At 72.4% G+C, this 20973-nt stretch carries 19 protein-coding genes, 2 tRNA genes and 2 pseudogenes; 8 read left to right on the forward strand and 15 right to left on the reverse strand.

Translation table 11 applies throughout. The annotated features are described in order from the left end of the window. Positions 1-14: 14 nt before the first annotated feature. Positions 15-383 carry a peptidoglycan-binding domain-containing protein gene (locus AB0O21_RS23540; RefSeq protein ID WP_365173458.1) on the reverse strand — a complete coding sequence of 123 codons (369 nt, stop codon included), beginning with the start codon at positions 381-383 and terminating at the stop codon, positions 15-17. A 59-nt stretch (positions 384-442) separates the two neighbouring features. Then, a complete protein-coding gene (locus AB0O21_RS23545; RefSeq protein ID WP_365173460.1) occupies positions 443-880 on the reverse strand; it encodes a hypothetical protein in 438 nt (145 codons plus the stop codon). A gap of 138 nt (positions 881-1018) precedes the next feature. On the opposite strand from AB0O21_RS23545, the gene AB0O21_RS23550 reads away from it, so the two are divergent. Then, entirely contained in the window at positions 1019-2014 is a 996-nt protein-coding gene (locus tag AB0O21_RS23550; RefSeq protein ID WP_365173463.1) for a winged helix-turn-helix domain-containing protein, read from the forward strand. Positions 2015-2033: 19 nt separating this feature from the next. Beyond that, a tRNA-Trp gene (locus AB0O21_RS23555) sits at positions 2034-2108 on the forward strand. A gap of 21 nt (positions 2109-2129) precedes the next feature. Here the strand turns inward: AB0O21_RS23555 and AB0O21_RS23560 are convergent. Further along, a complete protein-coding gene (locus AB0O21_RS23560; RefSeq protein ID WP_365173466.1) occupies positions 2130-2666 on the reverse strand; it encodes a hypothetical protein in 537 nt (178 codons plus the stop codon). Positions 2667-2769: 103 nt separating this feature from the next. On the opposite strand from AB0O21_RS23560, the gene AB0O21_RS23565 reads away from it, so the two are divergent. Together AB0O21_RS23565 and AB0O21_RS23570 are read left to right on the forward strand one after the other, a co-directional pair. Continuing rightward, on the forward strand, positions 2770-3147 hold the full coding sequence (locus AB0O21_RS23565) for a hypothetical protein (RefSeq protein WP_365173469.1): 378 nt from the start codon (positions 2770-2772) through the stop codon (positions 3145-3147). Positions 3148-3313: 166 nt separating this feature from the next. Further along, complete coding sequence (locus AB0O21_RS23570; RefSeq protein ID WP_365173472.1) at positions 3314-3997, forward strand: intradiol ring-cleavage dioxygenase; 684 nt, start codon at positions 3314-3316, stop codon at positions 3995-3997. A 56-nt stretch (positions 3998-4053) separates the two neighbouring features. Here the strand turns inward: AB0O21_RS23570 and AB0O21_RS23575 are convergent. From AB0O21_RS23575 to AB0O21_RS23585, 3 genes are all read right to left on the reverse strand, one after another. After that, positions 4054-4127, reverse strand: a tRNA-Met gene (locus AB0O21_RS23575). A 159-nt stretch (positions 4128-4286) separates the two neighbouring features. After that, positions 4287-4892: an alpha/beta hydrolase gene (locus AB0O21_RS23580; RefSeq protein ID WP_365173475.1), complete on the reverse strand. Its 606-nt coding sequence runs from the start codon at positions 4890-4892 to the stop codon at positions 4287-4289. Between the two features lie 175 nt (positions 4893-5067). Beyond that, positions 5068-6078: a zinc-binding dehydrogenase gene (locus AB0O21_RS23585; RefSeq protein ID WP_365173477.1), complete on the reverse strand. Its 1011-nt coding sequence runs from the start codon at positions 6076-6078 to the stop codon at positions 5068-5070. 174 nt (positions 6079-6252) lie between these two features. On the opposite strand from AB0O21_RS23585, the gene AB0O21_RS23590 reads away from it, so the two are divergent. Further along, on the forward strand, positions 6253-6786 hold the full coding sequence (locus AB0O21_RS23590) for a TetR-like C-terminal domain-containing protein (protein ID WP_365173546.1): 534 nt from the start codon (positions 6253-6255) through the stop codon (positions 6784-6786). A gap of 313 nt (positions 6787-7099) precedes the next feature. Next, positions 7100-8179 (forward strand): AraC family transcriptional regulator ligand-binding domain-containing protein, encoded by a 1080-nt coding sequence (locus tag AB0O21_RS23595; protein ID WP_365173479.1) that lies wholly within the window; start codon positions 7100-7102, stop codon positions 8177-8179. On the opposite strand, the gene AB0O21_RS23600 is transcribed toward AB0O21_RS23595, so the two are convergent. The 4 genes and pseudogenes from AB0O21_RS23600 to AB0O21_RS23615 all read right to left on the reverse strand — a co-directional run. Continuing rightward, positions 8133-8432: a hypothetical protein gene (locus AB0O21_RS23600; RefSeq protein ID WP_365173482.1), complete on the reverse strand. Its 300-nt coding sequence runs from the start codon at positions 8430-8432 to the stop codon at positions 8133-8135. The genes AB0O21_RS23595 and AB0O21_RS23600 overlap by 47 nt on opposite strands. A gap of 37 nt (positions 8433-8469) precedes the next feature. Continuing rightward, entirely contained in the window at positions 8470-8886 is a 417-nt protein-coding gene (locus tag AB0O21_RS23605) for a GNAT family N-acetyltransferase (RefSeq protein ID WP_365173484.1), read from the reverse strand. Continuing rightward, positions 8873-9157: a hypothetical protein gene (locus AB0O21_RS23610; RefSeq protein ID WP_365173548.1), complete on the reverse strand. Its 285-nt coding sequence runs from the start codon at positions 9155-9157 to the stop codon at positions 8873-8875. The genes AB0O21_RS23605 and AB0O21_RS23610 overlap by 14 nt, the downstream gene beginning before the upstream one ends. A gap of 189 nt (positions 9158-9346) precedes the next feature. After that, a pseudogene (locus AB0O21_RS23615) lies at positions 9347-10153 on the reverse strand (lyase family protein); the annotation flags it as partial. Positions 10154-10497: 344 nt separating this feature from the next. On the opposite strand from AB0O21_RS23615, the gene AB0O21_RS23620 reads away from it, so the two are divergent. Further along, positions 10498-12777: an immune inhibitor A domain-containing protein gene (locus tag AB0O21_RS23620; RefSeq protein WP_365173487.1), complete on the forward strand. Its 2280-nt coding sequence runs from the start codon at positions 10498-10500 to the stop codon at positions 12775-12777. On the opposite strand, the gene AB0O21_RS23625 is transcribed toward AB0O21_RS23620, so the two are convergent. Continuing rightward, positions 12761-13951 (reverse strand): GDSL-type esterase/lipase family protein, encoded by a 1191-nt coding sequence (locus tag AB0O21_RS23625; RefSeq protein WP_365173490.1) that lies wholly within the window; start codon positions 13949-13951, stop codon positions 12761-12763. The genes AB0O21_RS23620 and AB0O21_RS23625 overlap by 17 nt on opposite strands. Before the next feature lie 47 nt (positions 13952-13998). Continuing rightward, a complete protein-coding gene (locus AB0O21_RS23630; RefSeq protein WP_365173493.1) occupies positions 13999-14574 on the reverse strand; it encodes a WHG domain-containing protein in 576 nt (191 codons plus the stop codon). A gap of 240 nt (positions 14575-14814) precedes the next feature. On the opposite strand from AB0O21_RS23630, the gene AB0O21_RS23635 reads away from it, so the two are divergent. Next, a complete protein-coding gene (locus AB0O21_RS23635) occupies positions 14815-15693 on the forward strand; it encodes a trypsin-like serine protease (RefSeq protein ID WP_365173496.1) in 879 nt (292 codons plus the stop codon). 20 nt (positions 15694-15713) lie between these two features. Here AB0O21_RS23635 and AB0O21_RS23640 read toward each other — a convergent pair. From AB0O21_RS23640 to AB0O21_RS23650, 3 genes and pseudogenes are all read right to left on the reverse strand, one after another. Next, positions 15714-17641, reverse strand: a pseudogene (locus AB0O21_RS23640) (helix-turn-helix domain-containing protein). A 95-nt stretch (positions 17642-17736) separates the two neighbouring features. After that, positions 17737-19131, reverse strand: a complete 1395-nt coding sequence (locus AB0O21_RS23645) for an MFS transporter (protein ID WP_365173550.1) — start codon at positions 19129-19131, stop codon at positions 17737-17739. 429 nt (positions 19132-19560) lie between these two features. Then, positions 19561-20856, reverse strand: a complete 1296-nt coding sequence (locus AB0O21_RS23650; RefSeq protein ID WP_365173499.1) for a DUF2254 domain-containing protein — start codon at positions 20854-20856, stop codon at positions 19561-19563. Positions 20857-20973: the final 117 nt, after the last annotated feature.

The following is a 20973-nucleotide window of genomic DNA, read 5'->3' on the forward strand; positions in this document are numbered from 1 at the left end:
GGGGACCGCGCTGCTCAGACGGCCCGCAGGTAGCTCCAGGTGACCGGGCCGACTATGCCGTCGATGGCAATGCCGTTGTACCTCTGGAAATCCTTCACCCAGGATTCCGTGTACTGGCCGAAGATGCCGTCCTCTTCCAGGACCCTGTGGCCGTACCAGTAGTTGATGATGCACTGCACCTCGGCTACGGCGTCGCCCCGGCTGCCGCGCCGAACGGTCGTGCTGCCGAAGTAGTAGTTGCAGTAGGCCAGGGACCCCGCGGTCGTGGCCTGCCGCTGTGGGGCGGGCGGCGCGGCGTGCGCGGCGGAGGTGGCGGCGGTCAGGACGCTTCCCGTGACGAGGGCGGCGGTCGCGAGCGCCGCGAGCCGGTGGCGTAAGTGCATGGGATGGTTCCCCTTCCTGGGTGGGTCGAGAGGGCTGGACGTGAAGGTGCGGCGCCGGTTCAGCATTTCGGCAGCAGATTGAGGTCGTTGGCCCAGCCGTACGCGTCGAGGTAGACGTCACTGACGTAGACGTTCGCGTGCCCGGTGTCGTCGTCGGTCTTCAGCCAGAAGACGCTGCCCCGGCCGTTGTCCGCGTAGTACTCACCGATGGCGTAGCACTTGAAGTAGTTGCGTCCCCTGTACAGCCATCCGGCGTGTGAGGAGGCGTTCGCGTCGGGTGTCCAGTGCGACCACTGGTCGATGACGGTGTTGAAGTAGACCAGGCCGGCGGCCTGGGCGCCGTCGGAGCCCGCCCGCGCCACGGCAGGTGCCGAACGGGCACTGCCTCCGGGCCATGGGCCCTGGTCGGCGGTAGCGGTGCCGGTGGTGAGGCCGAGTGCGCCGGCTGTCAGTACGGCCATCACGGCCGCCCCTACGGCTGCTCGGTGGACGGACATGGTTCCTCCTTGGACCCGGTGGACGGGCCGCGCCGGGGTGCACGGCCTGCGCCCAGCCTCGGGCGCCCCGCCCCCGGAGGACGAGATTCCATGCGACGATTCGAGGAGGTTCGAATCCATGCAGGCAGGGGGGCACGCATGATTCAACTCACCGTCGACGCCGCCGGGTTGGCGCGGTCCCGGTTCGTCGTGTCACCGCTCCATCAAGTCGTCGGCACCCTCATGCCGTGGGGGCTCGCCCCACCCAACGACGTCGGCCCCTGGCTGGCGAGGGCCCGCCGGTCCCTGCGCCGGGCCGGACTCCCCCTGCTGTCCGCCCTGGCACTTGAGGGAGCCGGGTACTTCCCCGACTTCCTCAGCCCGTACCCGTCGTCCCCCGCCCCCAGCATCGAGGAGGAACTCGAGCTCGTGGCCCGGACCGCACCGGACCGGGTCATCGCCGAGCTGGAGCACGTCCGCCGCGGCCTGCCCTGGATCGGCGTGCGCGGACTGGAACCGTCGGAGACCCTGCGCCGTGCCATGACCCGTGGCGGACGCCACGTCGCCCAGCAGGCCTCCACCGAACTGCGCCGCTACTGGCAGCTGGCCTTCAGCCCGCACTGGTCGGCGGCAGCGTCCCTCCTCAACGCGGAAGTGGACCGGTGCGCCGGCATCCTCGCCCGGTACGGAGCCGGGGACCTGTTCAACTCCCTGCACCCCGACATCGCATGGGACAACGGCGCACTGCGTGTCGGAATCCGCTTCACCGTGTGTCTGCACGTACCCCTGGTGGTGCTGGTGCCCTCGCTCGCCGCGCGATTCCCCGTCGTCGCCATCGACCCGGTCGAACCGGCCGAGCAATGGCCTCCACTCATCCACTACCCCCTGCCGTCCCCGGCGTCTCCCGCGCACCCCGTGTCCGCGGAGCTCGCCCGCCTGGTCGGCTCGACCCGAGCCGGCCTGCTCACGGCCCTCGCCCACCCGGCCAGTACCTCGGAGCTGGCCGCGCGGCACTTCCTCACCCCCGCGACGGTCTCGTACCACCTCGGCGTCCTGCGCCGGTCGGGCCTCGTCAGCGCCGTCCGCGACGGCCGCTACGTGCTCTACCGGCGCACGGCCCAGGGCACCCGGCTCACGACCGAGACCCCGGGTTGACCTAGCATGACGGGCGGGCGGAGCCGTAGCGCAGAGGTCGACGCGCGCGGTCTCCAAAACCGTGAGGACGCCGGTTCGAATCCGGTCGGCTCCGTCCGTTCCGTCCCCTACTCCCCTACTCCCCGCGGGCAGTCGCTTCGAAGGCCTGGAAGCAGACCGTGCGGTCGGGACTGCAGATCTCGGCGTCGTGCGGGATGCTCGTGGCCTCCGGGAATTCGTACGTCAGAAACGTCATCGTCCTGCCCGACGGGAACCGCACCGTGCCCTCCTGTAGCGGTGTCGCGTGCTGCGGGGTGCCGGCGGAGTAGGTGAAGGGCCCGTCGGTGTTCTCGACGACGCTCACGGTGAGCCACATCTGGGTCGGTCCCCCCTGGACGCTAAGACCGTGCGGAGCGGCCCGGCCCACGTTCACATAGCCCCGCGGCTTGCGCTGGGCCGGGAGCCCGATGCACTTCCGATCGGCCCCGCGCTCGCGGATCGACACCAGGCAGTAGGTGTTGGCGTCCGGCATCCAGGCGACGTCACCCGTACCCTCGGGCAGGCCGCGCCGGATGACCGCCACATCGGATCCGGCCGGGGCGGTCTCACCCTCGGGGAACATCTTCCATCTCTTCAACGCCTCGACGAGCTTCGCGTCCTCCGCAGTGATCACCGCCGCGCCCATAGGCGTGGCGGGACCGCGCTCGGGCGGTTGAGGAGAAGCGGAGGGAGCAGTCGATGAGGGGGCAGAGGAGCCGGGAGGACACGGGGCGGAGGTGAGGCCGCATCACATCCCGTACCGATGGCCCACCGACAAGTTGACCGCCCTCCGCCTCGGCAGGCGGCTGGTGGCCGAGGTCCCGGCGTCTCGGGCAGACCGCAGGGCGTTCGTCGACGTCACGCCCCAGGTCGACGAGCGCGACTCGCAGGCGCGGCGGCAGGGCTGGGTGCGCAGCGACGCTGATCGCGTGTTCCGCCTGGCGCACTGGGAGTACGACGGCGAGCGCATCGACGGGTTCGACTACGACATCGGCGCGGTGCTCGTCAGGGCCGCTGCCGCCGGCAGCGAGGCCGAGCTGACCGCCGTGCTCAGAGCGTGGCACGTCCGTCCCCCCGACCTCGTCCATCCGTGGGACAGCGAGGACCCGAGGTAAAAAGACGAGGCGGACTGGCTGCTCCGCCACTCCGGCGGGGGCGCGCTGGGACGGGCGCGGCCATGAGGTGCGACGTCGCGGGTCGGGGTGTGTCGGTGCCGACCTGACGCCCGGCCGTCCGGCACGGTGGGCGCAGTGCGCTGCCGTCCACCCGTGAGGGGTTCGCATGGCCGAGAACGACACCTCCCGGACCAGCCGTCGTACCGTGCTGCTGGCCGCCGGTTCGGCCGGGGCCGCCCTGTTGGCCGGGGCCTGTGCCCGTTCGGCCGCCACCCCCGGAGCCGCCGGGCAGCCGTCGGGCGGTGGCAGCAGCCCGGCCTGTGTCCTCGTCACCGAAGCGGGCGCCGGCCCGTACTACCTGGACCTGGACCGGGTCCGCTCCGACATCACCGAGGGCCGCGGCGGAGTGCCGTTGCGGCTGGAGCTGACGGTGGTCCGGGCGTCCGCGGGATGCCGGCCGCTGGCGGGCGCCGGCGTCGACGTGTGGCACGCCGACGCCTCGGGCGCCTACTCCACCGGCGGGGAGACGTTCCTGCGCGGTACGCAGGTCACGGACGGCGCAGGCCGGTGCGTGTTCCGGACGATCGTGCCCGGCTGGTACGCGGGGCTGGCACCCCACATCCACTTCAAGGTGCACCCCGACGCCCGTTCCGAGACGACGTCGCAGTTCTTCTTCCCCGAGGACACGCTGCTGAAGGTGTACGCGCGCCAGCCCTACGCGCAGCGCCGCGCCCCGAAGCACCCCAACAGCCGGGACAGCCGCTACAGGTCGTCCGGCGCCGCCATGACGCTGGCCCTCACTCCCGACGGCGGCGGCTACCGGGCCGCGTACACGGTGGGAATCGGCTGAAGCGGGCAATACGGCGGGCCCGTCGCGCATGATGTGCGACGGGCCCGCCGTTTCAGTGGCCGGGGCGGGATTTGAACCCGCGACCTCTGGGTTATGAGCCCAGCGAGCTGCCGACCTGCTCCACCCGGCGGCCTCAACCGTAAGACGCCGGGGTGCGCGGGCGCGAGCGAATATCCGGGGCAGCATTCCCCAATGGATCAGGCGAGCCGGTTCTTGAGCTGGTCGTACAGCTCGGTGACCGCCGCGTCCGCCGCCGGGGAGATGCGGTCGAGGTTGAGGAAGGCGTGGATCAGCCCGTCGTACGTGCGATGACTGCGGGCGCGAGGCCGGCGTGGCTGTCCGCGCGGAGCGGGGAGACGCGGGCCGAGGAGCGGACCGCGGGGTCGTCGCCGGCGTAGAGGTGTTGCAGGTCGAGGATGTCCTGGTGGCTCAGGACGTACCCGGTGGTGTTCTGCGTGCGCGAGGGGTAGTCGCCGTCGAAGTCGGTGGCGGGGTAGACGAGGAGCTGGGCCGCAAGCGGGCGGCGCTCGTCGCGGAAGTCCAGGGCGACGACGGCGGCCAGGTTCGCGCCGGCGCTGTCGCCGGCCAGGGCGAGTCTGTCGGGGCGGGCGCCGCAGTCCTCGATGTGGTCTGCGACGTGGCGGGCCGCGGCGAGGCAGTCGTCGTAGCCGGCCGGGAACGGGTGCTCGGGGCTCAGCCGGTAGTCGACGGCGACGACCACGGCTTCCACATCGCGGCACAGCCTGCGCGCGACGTCGTCGTGCGAGTCGAGGTCGCCGGTGAGCCAGCCGCCGCCGTGGAAGAACACCACCGTCGGCACGGGACCCTGCGTCGGGGGCCGGTAGACGCGTACGGGAATGTGCCCGGCGGGGCCGGGAACGGCGGCGTCCTGCACCGGGCCGGCCGCGATCGGTTCCGGTGCGGTGACACCGGCCTTTCGATGCGTATGCGTGGGAGGGCGCGGTGCAGGGCCGGCGCCCTGCTGGGCATCCGCCGCGCGCGGCCGGCGCCGGCCGGGGCACGGCCAGGGGTCGCGGTGTCGCGGCTGGGGGATCCGGAGGGGCAGGGGGTCAGGGGCGCAGGACGAGGCGGATGGGATCGCCGTCCTTGGTGCGCAGGCGCTCGACGGCCTCGGCGGCGTCGGCGAGCAGGAGTACGTCGCTCACGGAGCGGGAGAAGTCCAGCCGGCCGCCTTCGGCCAGGGATATCAGCTGCGCCACCGCGTCCTCCGCGGATCCGTAGTGACCGAGGATCTGGTGCTGAAGGTAGCTGAAGAGGGTGCCGTCGGTGACGGTCAGCGGCGCGTCGGTCAGGCCGACCAGGACGAGGCGCCCCTTCGGTCCGAGCACGCGCAGCGCCTGTTCCCGTACCGCGGCGACTCCGGCGAAGTCGAACACGACGTCCAGCGCGCGGCCGCGGGTGGCGGCGAGGACGCGCTCGGGCAGGCTCGGGTCGGCCGGATCCAGGGCCAGGTCGGCGCCGAAGTCCAGGGCTCGGTCGCGGGCGGCCGGGGCGGGGTCGACGGCGACGATCGGGTGGGCGCCGACTGCGCGCAGCAGCTGGACGGCGTGCACGCCGAGGCCGCCGATGCCCCACACCCCGGCGGCCTGGGCGGGGCGTACGTCCGCGGTGGTGGTGATGGCGGCCCATGGGGTGGAGACGGCGTCCGGGATGATCGCGGCCTGCTCGAAGGGGATCGATTCGGGGAGGGCGACGAGGGTGTCGGCGCCGGCGATCGCGTACCCCGCCCAGCCGCCGTCGTAGTCGACGCCCCGCGTCAGGACCCGGCCGTCGCGGACCTCACCGGCCTGCAGGACCACCCGGCGGCCCGCCGTCCAGCCGGTGACCTCCGGTCCGCACTCGGCGATGGTGCCGGCGACCTCGTGTCCCAGGGTGACGGTGTCGCCCTGGAGGTGGGCGGGGGTGAGGGTGCCGTCGATGAGGTGTACGTCGGACAGGCACACGCCCGCCGCCTCCACCTTGACCAGTACCTGACCGGGGCCGGGGGTCGGGACGGGCACTTCGTCGACGGTCAGGGTGCGTGAGGGGATGTGCAGGCGCACGGCGCGCATGAGTTCCATGGGGGGTGGTCCATTCCTGGCTGACGTTCCAGAGCTAACGCAAGTCGACTTGCGTTCTAACGTACGCCGATGCGCTACGCATCGCAAGGGGCCTTGCGATAGCGTTGCCGGGTGACGAAAGACGAGAAGACCGGTACGCCGGAGGCACCGCCGCTGAAGCGGCGCGGGGAGCGGATGCGGCAGGCCGTGCTGGCCGCGACCGTCGACCTGCTCTCCTCCGAGGGCCTGGGCGCCACCACGGTCGCGGCCGTCGCCCGGGCGGCGGGCGTGCACGAGACCTCCGTCTACCGGCGCTGGAAGACCCGCGAAAATCTGATCTTCGACGCGCTCGCCACGCGTACCGAGCAAGCCCTTCCCGCACCCGACACCGGTACCGTCCGCGAGGACCTGCACGAGCTGTTCACGGCGCTCGCCCGCTTCTTCGCCACACCGGCGGGCACCGCGCTCCTGCTGCTGGGAACGGTCCGCGAGGAAGGCGCCCTGGAGGAGGGCCGGCGCGCCTACTGGCAGGCCCGCTTCGAGCGTGCGGAGCTCCTGGTGCGGCGCGGCATCGACCGCGGCGAACTGGCCGCCGACACCGACCCGCACCTCCTGGTGGAGGCCATCACCGGCCCCCTGCTCGCACGGATCCTGCTCACCGGAGAGCCGCTGGACGAGGACATCGCGCCACGCCTGGTCGACCTGGTGCTGGACGGCGCCGGGCCCTGAGCGCGCCGAAGTCCCGCCCGCAGCCGTGACATGAGCACCCGTGAGGTCCGCGTCGGCGGCGGGTCCACCACCACGGGATGCCGAGCCCCCCACCCCCGTGGGGGAGCTCCGATCCTCGGCCGAGCCGCGGGCTGACCAGCCGCACCGCGCCGGACTGCCCGCACGAGCGAGCACGCACCACGTTATGGCCGGAAGGATCCCCCGCCCCAGGGCAGCACGCGCCACCGAGGGGACCTTCCGCGCCATGACGGAGCAACAGGACCCGGGGCCCGGCGATGATCTGGTAATTCACGCTGCTCTATGCTCAGCCCCCGTGGTCTCGCACGCGCATCAGGGAACAACCTCCTCCGCCCTCACCCGTCTCAGCGTCAACGCCGCCCGCCTGCTGGGCGTCCCGCCGCACGGATACGCCCACTTGCTGGGCCTGGCGCCCGAGCACCTCAACGACGACCTGTGCCGGACCCCCGCGGCCACGGCCATCCGCATCGCCGAACTGACGACCACGCGCGCTCCCTGGACCGAACTCTCCCTGGTACTGGCGCAGCAGTCGGGCATCGGCGCCCTCGGGGTCTGGGACTACCTGATCACCTCCGCGCCCACCCCGCTCGAAGGGATCCGGGACGCCTCCGCCTACTTCGCCGCCGTGGCCGACACCCGCACGGACGCCCTGCGGATCACCGAGGACGGCGCGCAGATCACCATCAGCCACGTCAACCACGCCGATGTGACCTACGAGGCGGCCTGCGCGATCCGCGCCTACGCGCTCGCCCTCTACCAGCGGCGGCTCGGTGAGGCCGCGCAGCGCCGCCTCGTTCCGCTCCGCGTCGCCCTGGCCACCGAGGCACCCCGCCGCCATGACGCCCTGGCCGAGCTGTACGGCACGCGCACCATCGAGTTCGAGGCCCCGAACAGCTCGATCACCTTCCTCGCCACCGACCTGAGCGCCCCGAACCCGCACGCCCAGCCCGGCCTGTCGGCCGTCCTTCGAAGACACGCCGAGCAGACGCTCGCCACCTCGATCCCCCTGCACGACTGGCTGGACCTGTTCCGCACCGCCCTCGCCTCGGCCGCCCAGGACGAGGGCGCTCCCACGCTGTCCAGCGTGGCGCGGCGCATGGCCCTCAGCACGCGGACCCTCCAGCGCCGCCTCGACGAGCACGGCACCACATGGAGCCACGAGGCCGAGACCGTGCGCCGCGCCCACATCACGCGCCTGCTCCACGACACCGACCTCGGCATCGACGCGATCGCCGCCCGGAGCGGCTACGCCGACGCCCGCGCGCTGCGCCGCGCGGTCCAGCGCTGGTACGGCGCCACCCCCGGCGACCTGCGCCGCAGCGGCCGGCTCACGGCTGGAACAGGGCGGGCACCTGCGTCCACACGTACAGCGTGACGACGAGGTGCAGCAGGCACACTGCCCGCGCCGCCTTCCACTTGCGTGCCACCACGGCCGTCATGACCAGGAAGAGCGTCGACAGGACGAGGCAGAAGTGCGCTCCGCCCCGGACGTCCTGGTCGGACGTCGGGGTCAGCTCCCTGCCCATCGCCGGGACGCTCAGGAGCAGCATGAAGGCGGCGACGGCGTAGAGGGCGGCGGCCCCGGCGGCGCGCAGCCACAGGGCCGGGGTTCGGGTCTCGGATGTCACGCGGTTCCGTCCTGCGGGGGGGGCGGCTGATCGGGGGTCAGGACGCGGTGGACGGGCCGTCCATGGTCCAGGCGGAATTGTGGGCGGTGAACCCGATGTGCGGGTAGTAGTCCACGGCCGCCGGGGCCGACAGGAGGATCAGCTTGGCCTGGGGTGCGGCCTCCCGGGTGGCGCGGATGAGGTCGCGGCCCACGCCCTTGCCCTGGTACGCGGCGTCGACCGCGAGGTCGCTGAGGTAGGTGGCGTAGGCGCCGTCGGTCATCGAGCGGGCGATGCCGATGAGCCGGCCGTCCTCGTCACGGGCGACGACGACGAGGTTGGCGTCGGCGAGCATCCGGGTGAAGCGTCCGGTGTCCGCAACGGGGCGGCGCTCGGCGAGGGTGGACGCCCGGTAGAGGGCGGCCGCTTCCTCGACGTCGAGGGCGCCGCCGATGACCTGTTCACACTTCCACATGCTGCTGCAGCTCCTTGCCGAGTTCTTCGAGTCGGGACTTGAGGTGGTTCCGGTTGGTGAGGAAGCGCCGGGGGTCGAGGAGTTCAGTGGGGACGGTGACGCCGCGCGCCGCCAGCGCTTCGGCCAGCGGGGTTTCCGTACGCCAGGTTTCGTCGGCGGCCGCCTGGACGAGGCGGTACGCCCGCTCGCGCTCCGCGCCTTCGGCCACGAGGCCGAGGAAGACCTCGGAGGAGAAGGCCAGGCCGTGGGTCGCGTCGATGTTGCGGGCCATGCGGTCGGGGAAGACTTCCAGGCCGCTGAGCACCTCGGCCGCGCTGACCAGCTGGTAGTGGGCCGCGGTCAGGCTGTCGGGCAGGACGACGCGCTCCACCGAGGAGTGCCGCAGGTCCCGTTCGTGCCACAGGGCGATGTTCTCGTACGCGGCTCCCGCGTTGGCGCGCAGGAGGCGGGCGAGTCCGCACAGGCGCTCGCTGGTGGTCGGGTTGCGCTTGTGGGGCATGGCGCTCGACCCCTGGTAGGCGCTGCTGCGGGGCTCGTCGACCTCGCGCACCTCCGTGCGCTGGAGCATGCGCATCTCCAGGGCGAACTGCTCCACCACCGCGCCGGTGATCGCGAGCGCGGACAGCAGCTGCGCGTGCCGGTCCCGGGCGACGACCTGCGTCGGGATCGGCTCCACGCCCAGTCCCAGCTGCCCGCACACGTACTACTCGACCTGCGGCAAGATGTGGGAGTACGTGCCGACGGGCCCGGAGACGGTGCCCACCGCCACTGCCGTGCGGGCGTCGGCCAGCCGGGTCAGGCAGCGGTGCATGGCGTGGGCGTGGACGGCGAGCTTCTGCCCGAAGGTGGTCGGCTCGGCGTGGATCCCGTGGGTGCGGGCGATGCACACCGTGTCCCAGTGCTCCAGGGCCCGGTCCGCCAGGACGCGGGTGAAGGCGTGGGCGGCGTCGAGGACGAGGTCCATGGAGCGGGCCAGCAGGTGGCCCTGGGCGGTGTCGACGAGGTCGTAGCTGGTCATGCCGTGATGGACCCAGCGCGCCGAGTCGGCCGGCATCGTCTCGGTGTACGCGGCCAGGAACGCGAGGATCTCGTGGTCCCGCTCCGCCTCCAGCTGCCGGATCCGTGACACCTCGGGCACCGGTGCCCGCCGGATGTCGGCCAGCGCCCCGTCCGGTACGAGCCCCAGTGCGGCCTGTGCCGTGGAGGCCAGCACCTCGACGCGGGCCCACGTCTCGCACTTGGAGCGTTCGGTCCACAGCGCCGCCATCTCAGGCCGCGCATAGCGCTCGATCAAGGCACACCTCCCCTCCGCACGTCACTCCGGGCACACGGCGACTCCGCGCGGCCGGGGCTTCCCCCACCACAGAAGGTAATAGATCAGATGGCCATTTGGCTATTACGAACAGAGATCCCCGACGGAAGACCCGCTGATGGAGGGCTTGGGTACCGGGCGGCGCACCCGCGAGGCCGGTCCGCGGCGGGGCCCATCAGGGAGAGGGCGACGGCGCGCATCTATCCATCACCTGTCACATGTGAAATATTACCCGCGCTTCGGTTCACCGCCGGGCTCAATTCACGGAAAGGCACGCCACGTTGCGCAGACTCGCTGCGGTGGGAGCGGCGATATCCCTCGCCGCCCTCACCCTCCTCTCCACCCCCGCGCTCGCCGCCACCCCGCCGCCCGCGCCACCCCTCGGCGGGCCGCGGGCCGAGCACGCCGCCGCTCCCCCGCCCGCCCCGCTGGAACTCCAGCGTCAAGCCCTGCGCCGCCAGGCCCTCGAAGGCGTCGCGGCGGGCGGCGGCGCCGAAGGCCTGCGCGCGGAGGCGGACGGCACCCTCCCCCGCACCGCGAAGATCGGCAAGCGGTACGTCGAACTCGCCCAGGAGCGCAAGGACAAGGTCTTCGTCATCCTCGCCGAGTTCGGCGACCAGACGGACCCCCGCTTCGGCGGCACCCCGGGGCCGCTGCACAACACCATCGGAAAGCCCGCCCGGGACGACAACCACACGCTGTGGCGCAGCGACTTCGGACGCGACTACTACCAGCGGCAGTTCTTCTCCACCGAGCCCGGATCGGCCTCCCTGCGCGCCTACTACCGGCTCCAGTCCTCCGGCCGCTACGACCTGGACGGCACCGTCACCGACTGGGTCAAGCTCCCCTTCAACGAGGCCCGTTACGGCACCGACAACTGCACCGAGCCGGGCCAGTGCCGCACCAACTGGGACATGATCCGGGACGCCACCACCGCCTGGTACGACGCCGAGCGCGCGAAGGGCCGTACGCCCGGGCAGATCAAGGCGCAGCTCGCCGAGTACGACGTGTGGGACCGCTACGACGCCGACCACGACGGGAACTTCGACGAGCCCGACGGCTACCTCGACCACCTGGTCGTCGTGCACGCGGGCAAAGACCAGACCTGGGGCGGCGGCGCGCAGGGCAAGGACGCCGTCTGGGCGCACCGCTGGTTCGCGTACTGGAACCAGGCGGGCAGCGCGGGCCCCGAGGGCAACAAGGCCGGCGGCACACCCGTCGGCGACACCGGCATCTGGGCCGGTGACTACCTCACGGGCGGCGAGAACAGCGGAGCCGGGCTGTTCGCCCACGAGTTCGGCCATGATCTGGGCCTGCCCGACCTGTACAGCTCGGACGGGGACAACAGCGTCAACTTCTGGTCCCTGATGTCCTCGGCCTCCTACCTCGGCAAGGGCGCCAACACCACGGGCGAGTTCCCCGGCGACCTCGACCCGTGGAGCAAGCTCCAGCTCGGCTGGCTGGAGTACACGGAGGCCGACGCGGGCCGCAAGACCCGCGCGGTGCTGGGCGTGTCCGGCTACAACACCGAGGATCCGCAGGCCCTGTTGGTCCACCTGCCGCCCTCCGTGACCCGTACCGAGCTGACCGACCCGTACGAGGGCGCCAGTCAGTGGTGGAGCGGCACCGGCGACTTCATGGACAACACCCTCGGGCGTACGGTCGACCTCACGGGGGCCGGCTCCGCGCGGCTCGACGCGCGCGTCTGGTACGACATCGAGCAGGACTTCGACTTCCTGACGGTGGAGGCTTCCACGGACGGCGGAGTGATCTGGGCGCCGCTGCCGGGCACGGTCGACGGGGCCGCCATCCCGGAGAGGGGGGTCTCCGGCTCCTCGTCCGGCCGGCGCGAACTCGCCATCCCGCTCGACCGGTTCGCCGGGCGGAGCGTCCAGCTGCGGCTGCGCGTGACCTCGGACAGCAACACCCACGGCAAGGGCGTCACCTTCGACGACATCCGGATCACGGCGGACGGCGGCCGGGAGCTGCTGCGCGACGGCGCGGAGCAGGGCGCCAACGGCTGGACGGCGCACAAGTGGTCGCGCACGGAGGGCCGGGCGGGCATCGCGGAGCACCCGCGCGCCTACTTCGCGGAGAACCGCCGCTACACGGGCTACGGCAGCCTGCTGAAGTCCGGCCCGTACAACTTCGGTTTCGGCGGGGACACGGTGGAGTTCTACCCCTACCAGCAGGGCGTGCTGATCTGGCTCTGGGACACCGCCTACAGCGACAACACCACCAAGGCCCACCCGGGCGGCGGAATGCTGCTGCCGGTCGACGCCCGCCCGCAGCCGCTGCGGTTCGCGGACGGCACGCTGCTCAACGCGCGCGCCCAGACCTTCGACGCGCCGTTCTCCCTGCGGGCGAGCGACCGGATCGTGCTGCACAAGGCGGGCACGCCGGTGGTGGTCCCGTCGCGGCCGGGGGTGGCCGTGTTCGACGACCGCCACGGCTCGTACTGGAACGCCGAGCTGCCTCAGCTCGGTGTCCGGGTCCCGGACACCGGGACCCGGATCACGGTGGTGAAGGAGGACTCGGGCGGCGCCCGTACGACCCTCCAGGTCAGCCCTTCCCCCTGAACGGCCCGCCGTCGGCGAACGCCAGTTCCGCGAAGCGTTCGCCGATGAGGCGGTGGGTCGCGGTGTCCGGGTGGAGGTTGTCGGGCAGGGGCAGTCGGGGTGCGTCCGGGGCTCCGTACAGCTCCCGTCCGTCGAGGTAGTGAAGGTTCTCGTCGTCGGCGGACCGCTCCCCCACGATGCGGGCCAGTTCCTGCCGGATGGCGTTCAGGGTCAGCTTGCCGGCGGCGGTCTCCGCCGGGTCGCCGGTGGCCCTGAACGTCAACCTGCCGGTGGCCAGGGAGTCCTGGTCGAGGGCGGTGGGCCCCGGGGTGTCCTCGTGGATCGGGCACAGGATCGGTGAGACGACGAGCAGCGGCGCCGTGGGGTGGCCTTCGCGGATGGTGTCGAGGAAGCCGTGCACGGCCGGGCCGAAGGCACGTCGGCGCATCAGGTCGAGGTTGACCAGGTTGATCCCCAGTTTGACGCTGATGAGATCGGCGGGGGTGTCGCGCATCGTGCGGGCGGTGAAGGGGTCGAGCAGCGCACTGCCGCCGAACCCGAGGTTCACCAGCTCCGCGCCGCCGAGCGACGCCGCGAGCGCCGGCCAGATCGCGCTGGGGCTGGTGGCGTTGGAACCGTGGCTGATCGAACTGCCGTGGTGCAGCCAGACCGGGCGGCTGCGGTCGGCCGGAGGTTCCACCGGGGCGTTGGTGCGCAGGGCGAGCACCTCGGTGTTCTCGTCGTGCGGCAGCCAGATCTCCACGTCCTTGACGGCGCCGGACAGGGCGGTCGCGGGGGCGAAGCGGACGGTGGAGGGCGGGCCCGGCCGAAGCTCCGTGCTCCCGTCCCGCATGTCGATGAGGAGGGTGTTGCCGCCGTCGGCCGTGCCCTGCGCGGCGAGGCGGCCGTCGACGAACAGGTCGTACACGCCGTCCGGCCGGGGCGGCGCGCCCGCGTAGACGCGCTTGGTGGGCCGGGTGTCGAGTTCGACGGCGGTGGCCCGGGTGCGGAACGCCACCCGCACGCCGGAGGGCTGGGCCTCGACCATGGCCAACTGCCCGTCGGCGCACTGGGCTCGGGCCCGGGCCGGGAGCCGGTGAGGCAGCAGTCCCTGCGCGGTGCGCTCCAGCTCGATGGCACCGCGCAGCAGTTCGGCGGTGATCGGGGTGGTGATCCAGCGCGGATCCGTGGTCATCGTCTGCTCCTGCGGGTCGTTCGGGGCGCCCTGGGCTGGGCGGGCGGTCAGGGTGCGGCGGGCCAGTTGCGCAGCAGCGAGTCGAGGGCGTCGACGGCGCGCACCCAGCTCTCCTGGCTGTCGGGGGCGCTGTGGCTGAAGCCGCCGGCGTTCTCGAGGCTGACGTAGCCGTGGAAGAGGCTGCCGAGCAGCCGGACGGCGTGGGTCTCCTCGGGTTCCGCGAGGTCGTAGCCCCTCAGGATGGCCCGGGTCATGCGCGCGTGCCGTACGCCGGCACTGGCGAGGGCGGTCTCGGTGTCGAGCGGGTACTGGGTCGCGGCGTACCGGCCGGGGTGCAGGCGGGCGTAGTCGCGGAAGACACCCGCGTACGCGGCGAGGGCGTCCTTGCCGGACCGCCCGGCCACGGCGTCGGCGGCCCGGTCGGCCATTTCCTCCAGCGACAGCAGCGCGATCCGGGTCTTCAGCTCGTGCGAGTTCTTCACGTGCGAGTACAGGCTGGCCACCTTGACGTCGAAGCGCCGGGCGAGCTCCGACAGCGTCACCCGCTCGAAGCCGAGCTCGTCCGCGAGCTCCGCGCCGGCCTCCACCAGCCGCTCCCCGGTCAGCCCTACCCGTCCCGCCATCACCACTCCTTCGTCTGCCTGAAGGAAGTATGCAATTGCCTAAAGGGTTTAGGCAAACCGCCATACGGCGCCGGCCATGGCCCACGAACCGCAAATCCTCGCCAACTCCCCTCCCGCCACAGGAAAACGGTCAAGCCACAGCCAAAGAATCCCGCCACTCTTGCCGCGGACGGCCGCCCGCGCTTCACTGTCGGTCACCCCACAGGAGGACCCCGACCCCACGACATCGAAGGGCTTCCCTTGACTGCCGTACCCGCACGTCTGAGTGCCGTCTCCGCCGCCGCCTGCGCGCTCGTCCTCGGCGCGGCCCTGCCGTCCTCCGCGATCAACTCGTACAACGCGGCTCCCGCACCGGAGCGCACGGAGGTGGGCGCCCTCGTCGCCACCTGGGACAACGACGACGACCCCGCCACCCCCGACCGGGTCGACTGGGTCTGCTCCGGCACGATGATCGACGCGGACACCTTCCTGACCGCCGCGCACTGCACCACCGACTGGCCGGCGAACGTGAAGTTCTACGTCTCACTCGACCAGGACGTGCAGGCCGGGCTCGACGCGGCGGCGGCCGAACACCCCGGCGACCCGGCGGCCGTGGCTGCGGCCGTCGCCGTCGCGGGCGTCGCGCACACCCATCCCGACTACCCCGGCCCGGCCGCGGACGACCACGACATCTCCGTGATCGAACTGCCCGCCGCCCGGGTCGGGGCCCGCTGGACCTTCACCCCGGCCGCACTCCCCAAGGCCGGGGCGCTCGACGCGCTGGGCCCGCGGGGGCTCCAGAACACCCCCTTCTCGGTCGCCGGGTACGGAACCCAGGAGGCGCTGCGCGGCCCCGGCGGCCACACCCACCCCGGCGGAGGCGTCCGCATGAAGGCGCCCGTCACGTTCAACGCCCTCAACGACGCCTGGGTACGCCTGGGCATGACGGCGCCCCAGGGCAACGGCGGGGCCTGCTACGGGGACTCGGGCGGCCCCAACTTCGCCACGGTGGACGGCGAGCGGACCCTGGTCGCCACCACCATCACCGGTGACGGGCCGTGCTACGCCACGAACGTCTCGTACCGCCTGGACACCCCTGGTGCACGGGCCTTCCTGTCGCCCTTCGCGAAGCTGCCCTAGCCCTGGCCCTGGCCCTACGCCTACGTCGGCGACACCTGCGCGATACGGAGGGCGAGCTGGAGCTCGAGTGCCCTCTCGGGGCGCTGCCAGTCCCGGCCTAGGAGTTGCCCGATGCGGTCCAGGCGCTGTACGACGGTGTTGATGTGGACGTGCAGCGCCTCGCGCGCCTTCGTCTGGTTCATCCCGGTGGCGAAGTACACCTGGAGGGTGTGCAGGAGGTCGGTGCCGCGCTTGGCGTCGTAGTCGAGGATCGGGCCCAGGGTCTGCTGGACGTAGCCGCGCAGGTCGGCCCGGTCTCCGAGGAGCACGCCGACGAAGCCCAGGTCGGCCAGGGCGGCTCCGCGCCCCTCGTGGCCGAGGGCCTGGAGGGCGGACAGGCAGCGCAGGGCTTCCGCGTGCGCGTCGGCGAAGCCGTCCGGGCCCGTGACGGGTCCGGCGGCGGCGACCGTGACCGGCGCGGCGAGGGCCTGCCCCAGTTCCTCGGCGAGGTGCGCGGCGCCGGCGCTGGGGTCGTCGGTCGGGCAGACGAAGACCACCTCCTCGTGGTGCGTGCCGGCCAGTCCGTGGCGGGTGTGCGCGGTCCGGGCGGCGGCGGCCAGCAGCCGGGGCCGGGGAACGGCGGGGGCGTGCATGACGAAGACGGTGTGCGGGTCGCCGAGGTCGACCTTGAGCCGCCGGGCGCGGGCCGCGAGGGTGCCGGGGTCGGCGGCCCGGGTGAGCAGGTCGCCCAGGAGCTCGCCGCGGATGCGGTCCTCGGTTTCCGCCACGGAGCGGCGCAGGAGCAGGAGCAGGGCGGTGACGACGCTGGCCCGTTCGAAGAGCCGCCGGTCCGCTTCGCCGAGGTCGGGGCGGCCGGTGAGGGCGATGCTGCCGAGGAGTTCGTGGCCGGCGAGTACGGCGCACACCCAGGTCCCGTCCACGGGTACGGCCCGTCCCCCGGCCCGGGAGGCGGCGACGGCCTGCGGGGGCGGGAGGAGGGTGTCGGTGCCCGCTCGGGCGAGTTCGCCGCCGTCCGCGTCGTGGATGAGGGTGCCGCCGCGGAGGATGCCGCCGATGGCGGTGGCCACGTCGGTGATGTCGCCGCCGCGGAGCACGAGGTCGGTCAGCCGGTCGTGGGCCTCCTCGGCGCGCCGCATGGCCTCGCTGTGCGCCTCGATGGTCTGTGAGGCCGCGTTGAGGTCGACCAGCGCGGTGCGGGTCTCGTCCAGCAGGCGGGCGCCGTCGATGGCGATGGCCGCGTGGTCTGCAAGGGAGGAGAGCAGGGCGACCTCGTCGGGGGTGAAGGTGCGGGCGTTGCGGTCTGCGGCGTAGAGGACGCCGATCACCCGGGCGCCCAGGCGCCCAGGCGCAGGGGTACGCCGAGAATGGCGTGCAGCCCCTCTTCGATGACGGCGCGGTCGATCGTACGGGTGTGCTTGAAGCGGGTGTCCTCGCGGTAGTCGCCGGTGGTGTAGGGGCGGGCGGATTCGGCGACGAGTCCGCCCAGCCCCTCGCCCATGCCGAGGCGCACCTGCTGGAACGCGGCGGAGACGGAGCCGTCGGTGACCCGCATGTAGGTGTCGCCGGCCTCGTCGTCGTTGAGGGACAGGTACGTGACGTCCGTGCCCAGGAGCAGTTTGGCCCGGTGGACGATGGCCTTCAGTACGGCGTCCAGGTCCCGGAGCCCGGCGAGGTCTCCGGCGGTGTCGAAGAGGGCGGCGAGCTCGGCCTCGCGCCGGCGGTGCTGGCTGAGCGTGCGGCGTATCCGCAGCGCCACCCGGGTCGCGTCCGCGATCGCCGCGGCCTCGGCCTCGGACACGTCCGCGCCCGCGCCCGCGGCGTCTTCGGCGGGGCGGGTGAAGTGTTCGGGCGGCGCGCCCTGTGCGAGCAGGTCGAGGAGGTGGAGGAGGTGGCGCAGGGCGGTCCACGGCTGCCCGGTACCGGGGCGCTTCGGGGTGGTGGTGGGCATGGGGGCGTTCTCCGTGGTCGCGTGCGTGCTGCTGTGCGGGCGCGGACGCCCCCCGCATCGGTCCCTGGCCGGGCCGATGCGGGGGGCCGGACGACTCACCCGGTGGCGGAGGCCGATCGCTGATCCGTCCGGCGGCTGCCCGGGAGCGTGGCGGCGCCGGCCGGGGCGTGGTCCTGAGCCAGGCTGCGACCGCGGGTCTCCTTGGCGACGAGGACGGTCACGGTGGTGATGGCCACGGCGGCCGCCAGGTAGATCGAGATGGGCAGCGACGCGTCGTAGTCCTTGAGGAGTTCGACCGCGATGATCGGGGCGAGGGCGCCGCCGATGATGGAGGCGAGCTGGGAGCCCATCGAGGCGCCGGAGTAGCGCACGCCGGTGTCGAACATCTCGGAGATGAAGGCTGCCTGCGGGCCGTACATGGCTCCGTGGAAGAGGAGTCCGATGGTGACGGCCGCGGCTATGGCAGGGAAGGACTTCGTGTCCAGCATGGCGAAGAACGCGAAGGCCCATCCGATCATGCCGACCGAGCCGATCAGGGTGACGGGGCGGCGGCCGATGCGGTCGGAGAGGGCACCCCAGGCCGGGATGGTGACGAAGTGGACGGCGGAGCCGATCAGAACCGCGTTCAGACCGTTGCTCTTGGACAGCCCGAGGTGGGTGGTGACGTACACGAGGAGGAAGGCGGTGAGGATGTAGTACGAGATGTTCTCACCGAGGCGCGTGCCGATCGCGGTGAGCACGCCGCGCCAGTTCGTCCGGAACACCTCCGCCACGGGCAGCTTCTCCTTGACGCCGGCCGCCGCCTGCTCGGCGGCCTTGGCCTGCGCTTCCAGGAAGACGGGCGACTCGGAGACCGACACCCGGATCCAGAGCCCGATCACGACGAGGACGCCGGACAGCAGGAACGGGATGCGCCAGCCCCAGGCGAGGAAGGCCTCGTCGGACTGGACGGCGGCCAGCAGCGCGAGGACACCGGTGGCGAGCAGATTGCCGCCGGGGGCGCCGGCCTGCGGCCAGGAGGCCCAGAACCCGCGGTTCTCGTCATCTCCGTGCTCGGAGACGATCAGCACCGCCCCGCCCCACTCGCCGCCGAGGGCGAAGCCCTGGATCAGGCGCAGCACGGTCAGCAGGATCGGCGCGCCGACTCCGATGCCGGCGTGGGTGGGCAGCAGACCCATGGCGAAGGTGGCGCCGCCCATCATGAGCAGGCTGAGGACGAGCAGCTTCTTGCGGCCGATCTTGTCACCGTAGTGGCCGAACACCACGCCGCCGAGCGGCCGGGCGGCGAAGCCGATGGCGTAGGTGAGGAAGGCGAGGAGGGTGCCGACGAGCGGTTCGCTGCTGGGGAAGAACAGCTTGTTGAAGACGAGCGCGGCGGCGGAGCCGTAGAGGAAGAAGTCGTACCACTCGACGGTGGTGCCGATGAGGCTGGCGGCGATGATGCGCTTGATGGAGCCGGGGGGTGTTGGAGCGGTTGCCGAGGCGGCCATGGTCACCACTTCCGAGCGGGTCACGGGGACGTTGTCGTGTCGCCACACCGTAAAAGCGCGCAGGTCACAGGCGTATGTGGGGGAACACCATAGTTCTGGGCGGCGGGGTGAGTACGGCCACCATCCCGGCTGCGACCTCCACCGCCAAGTGCCGCCGGGCACCCCCAAAGCGGGGTGCCCGGCTTGCACCGTGTGCCCGTCTTCGACGGTGCGGTGCTGACTCCCGTGCTGGTTTGGCGCTGACCCGAAAAGCAGTCGTCGTCGCAGCAGGGCGACACGACCCTCGTCGCCGGACTCAGTACCGGTGCCTACGCCGCCGCCATGATCGCCCTCGCCGCCGTCGGGCTCGTCGGGCTCGCCGCCGCGCTGTTCCTCCCGGGGCCCCGGATCCGGGTGACGCCGCGCGCACCGGACCGCAGGGATGACCGGTCATCGAGAGGGTTCGCTGCCGGGAGCCCGGCCACCGCCGATGCCCTGCCGGTCGGCCGTCCCCGCGCAGGCGCGCCGGGCGGGTTCGGGGAACGCCCGCCGGACGGCTTCCTCCAGGAGGACGAGTTCCGCGCGTACCGCCGGCAGGCGCTCGGCCGGCTGAGTCGCCAGCAGGTCCTCCAGCAGCGCGCGGAGCCGCCTGCACACCTGCAGGGACGTGGCCCCGTACTCGCGGATCTCGGTAACGGCGAGCTGGAGGTAGTCCTCCCAGCCGCGGCCCGGCACCACCAGGCGGGCCCGGCCCTCGTCGTCGGCGAGGACGTACCGGCCCCGGAGCCGGGCCCGGCCGAGGAGGTGCAGGAACGTGTCGACGTGGTTCAGCACCTGCACGGCGGTCGTGGGGTCGTTCACGGCGGGCGAGAGGGCTCGGATGGCGATGTCGACGAGGACGCGCAGGGCGAAGGCGGGATCCTGCTCGATGGTGCGTTCGGTTCCGAGGGCGACCAGCCCGTTCAGCCTCCGCGGGTCGGGCGTCCGCGCGGAGCCGTGGGCCTCGACGAGGGTGGTGCCGGGCGGCACGAAGTCGCCGACCTGGTGGGCCAGTACGAGGACGCAGTCGTGACGGACGGCGGTGGCGATCAGCCCCGCCGCGTCGAACGCCTGGATGACGCCGCCCCGTTCGGACCGGATCCGGGCCACCGGACCGGCGGGCGGCACGGAAGCCTCGTCGCGCGCCGAGGAGCGTCGGATGCGTACCGTCGCGCGGTCGAGCACCTTCTCGCCCAGACGTCCCACCAGGTCGGCGATGGCCACGGGGCGGAGGTTGTGGGTGAACCGGTTGAGGTAGATCAGCAGGAGCATGAGGCTGACGGAGACCGCCACGCCGGACAGGGTCACGCCCAGATCGGGAACGGCGTCCGACTCGATCTTGCGCAGCAGGGAGAAGGCGTACGCGAACGTTCCGGTGAAGGTGGCCAGTACGGCCTTCTGCAGACGGTCGCGGTACCACAGGCGCATGTACCGGGGGGACAGCGTTCCCGTGGCCTGCTGGACGACGAGTACGCCGATGGTGACGACGAACCCCAGCAGCGCGACCATGGATCCGACGACGGAACTGAGCACACTGCTCGCCGTCGTCGCGGAGTACTGCCAGTTGTCCGGCAGCCAGCCCGCTCCCTGCGTCCCGGCGGTCCATTCCGCGAGCAACGCCCCCAGCACGAGTCCGAGCAGGGGCATGATCCACAGGCTTGCCTTGGCGTACTGCCGCAGCCGGAAGCGGGCCGCCCAGGACATCATCGTCCGCCCCCGTGCGGTCCACACCCGGGGCCCTCGCGGGCTTCGGGAGTCGGCGCGACGAAGTTCGGCAGCACGGCAGCCTCCGGATTCGGTGGTGCGTCGCGGCCCGGACGTCCG

It is taken from the genome of Streptomyces sp. NPDC091371 (genome assembly GCF_040684275.1).
In the GTDB taxonomy this organism is placed as follows: domain Bacteria; phylum Actinomycetota; class Actinomycetes; order Streptomycetales; family Streptomycetaceae; genus Streptomyces.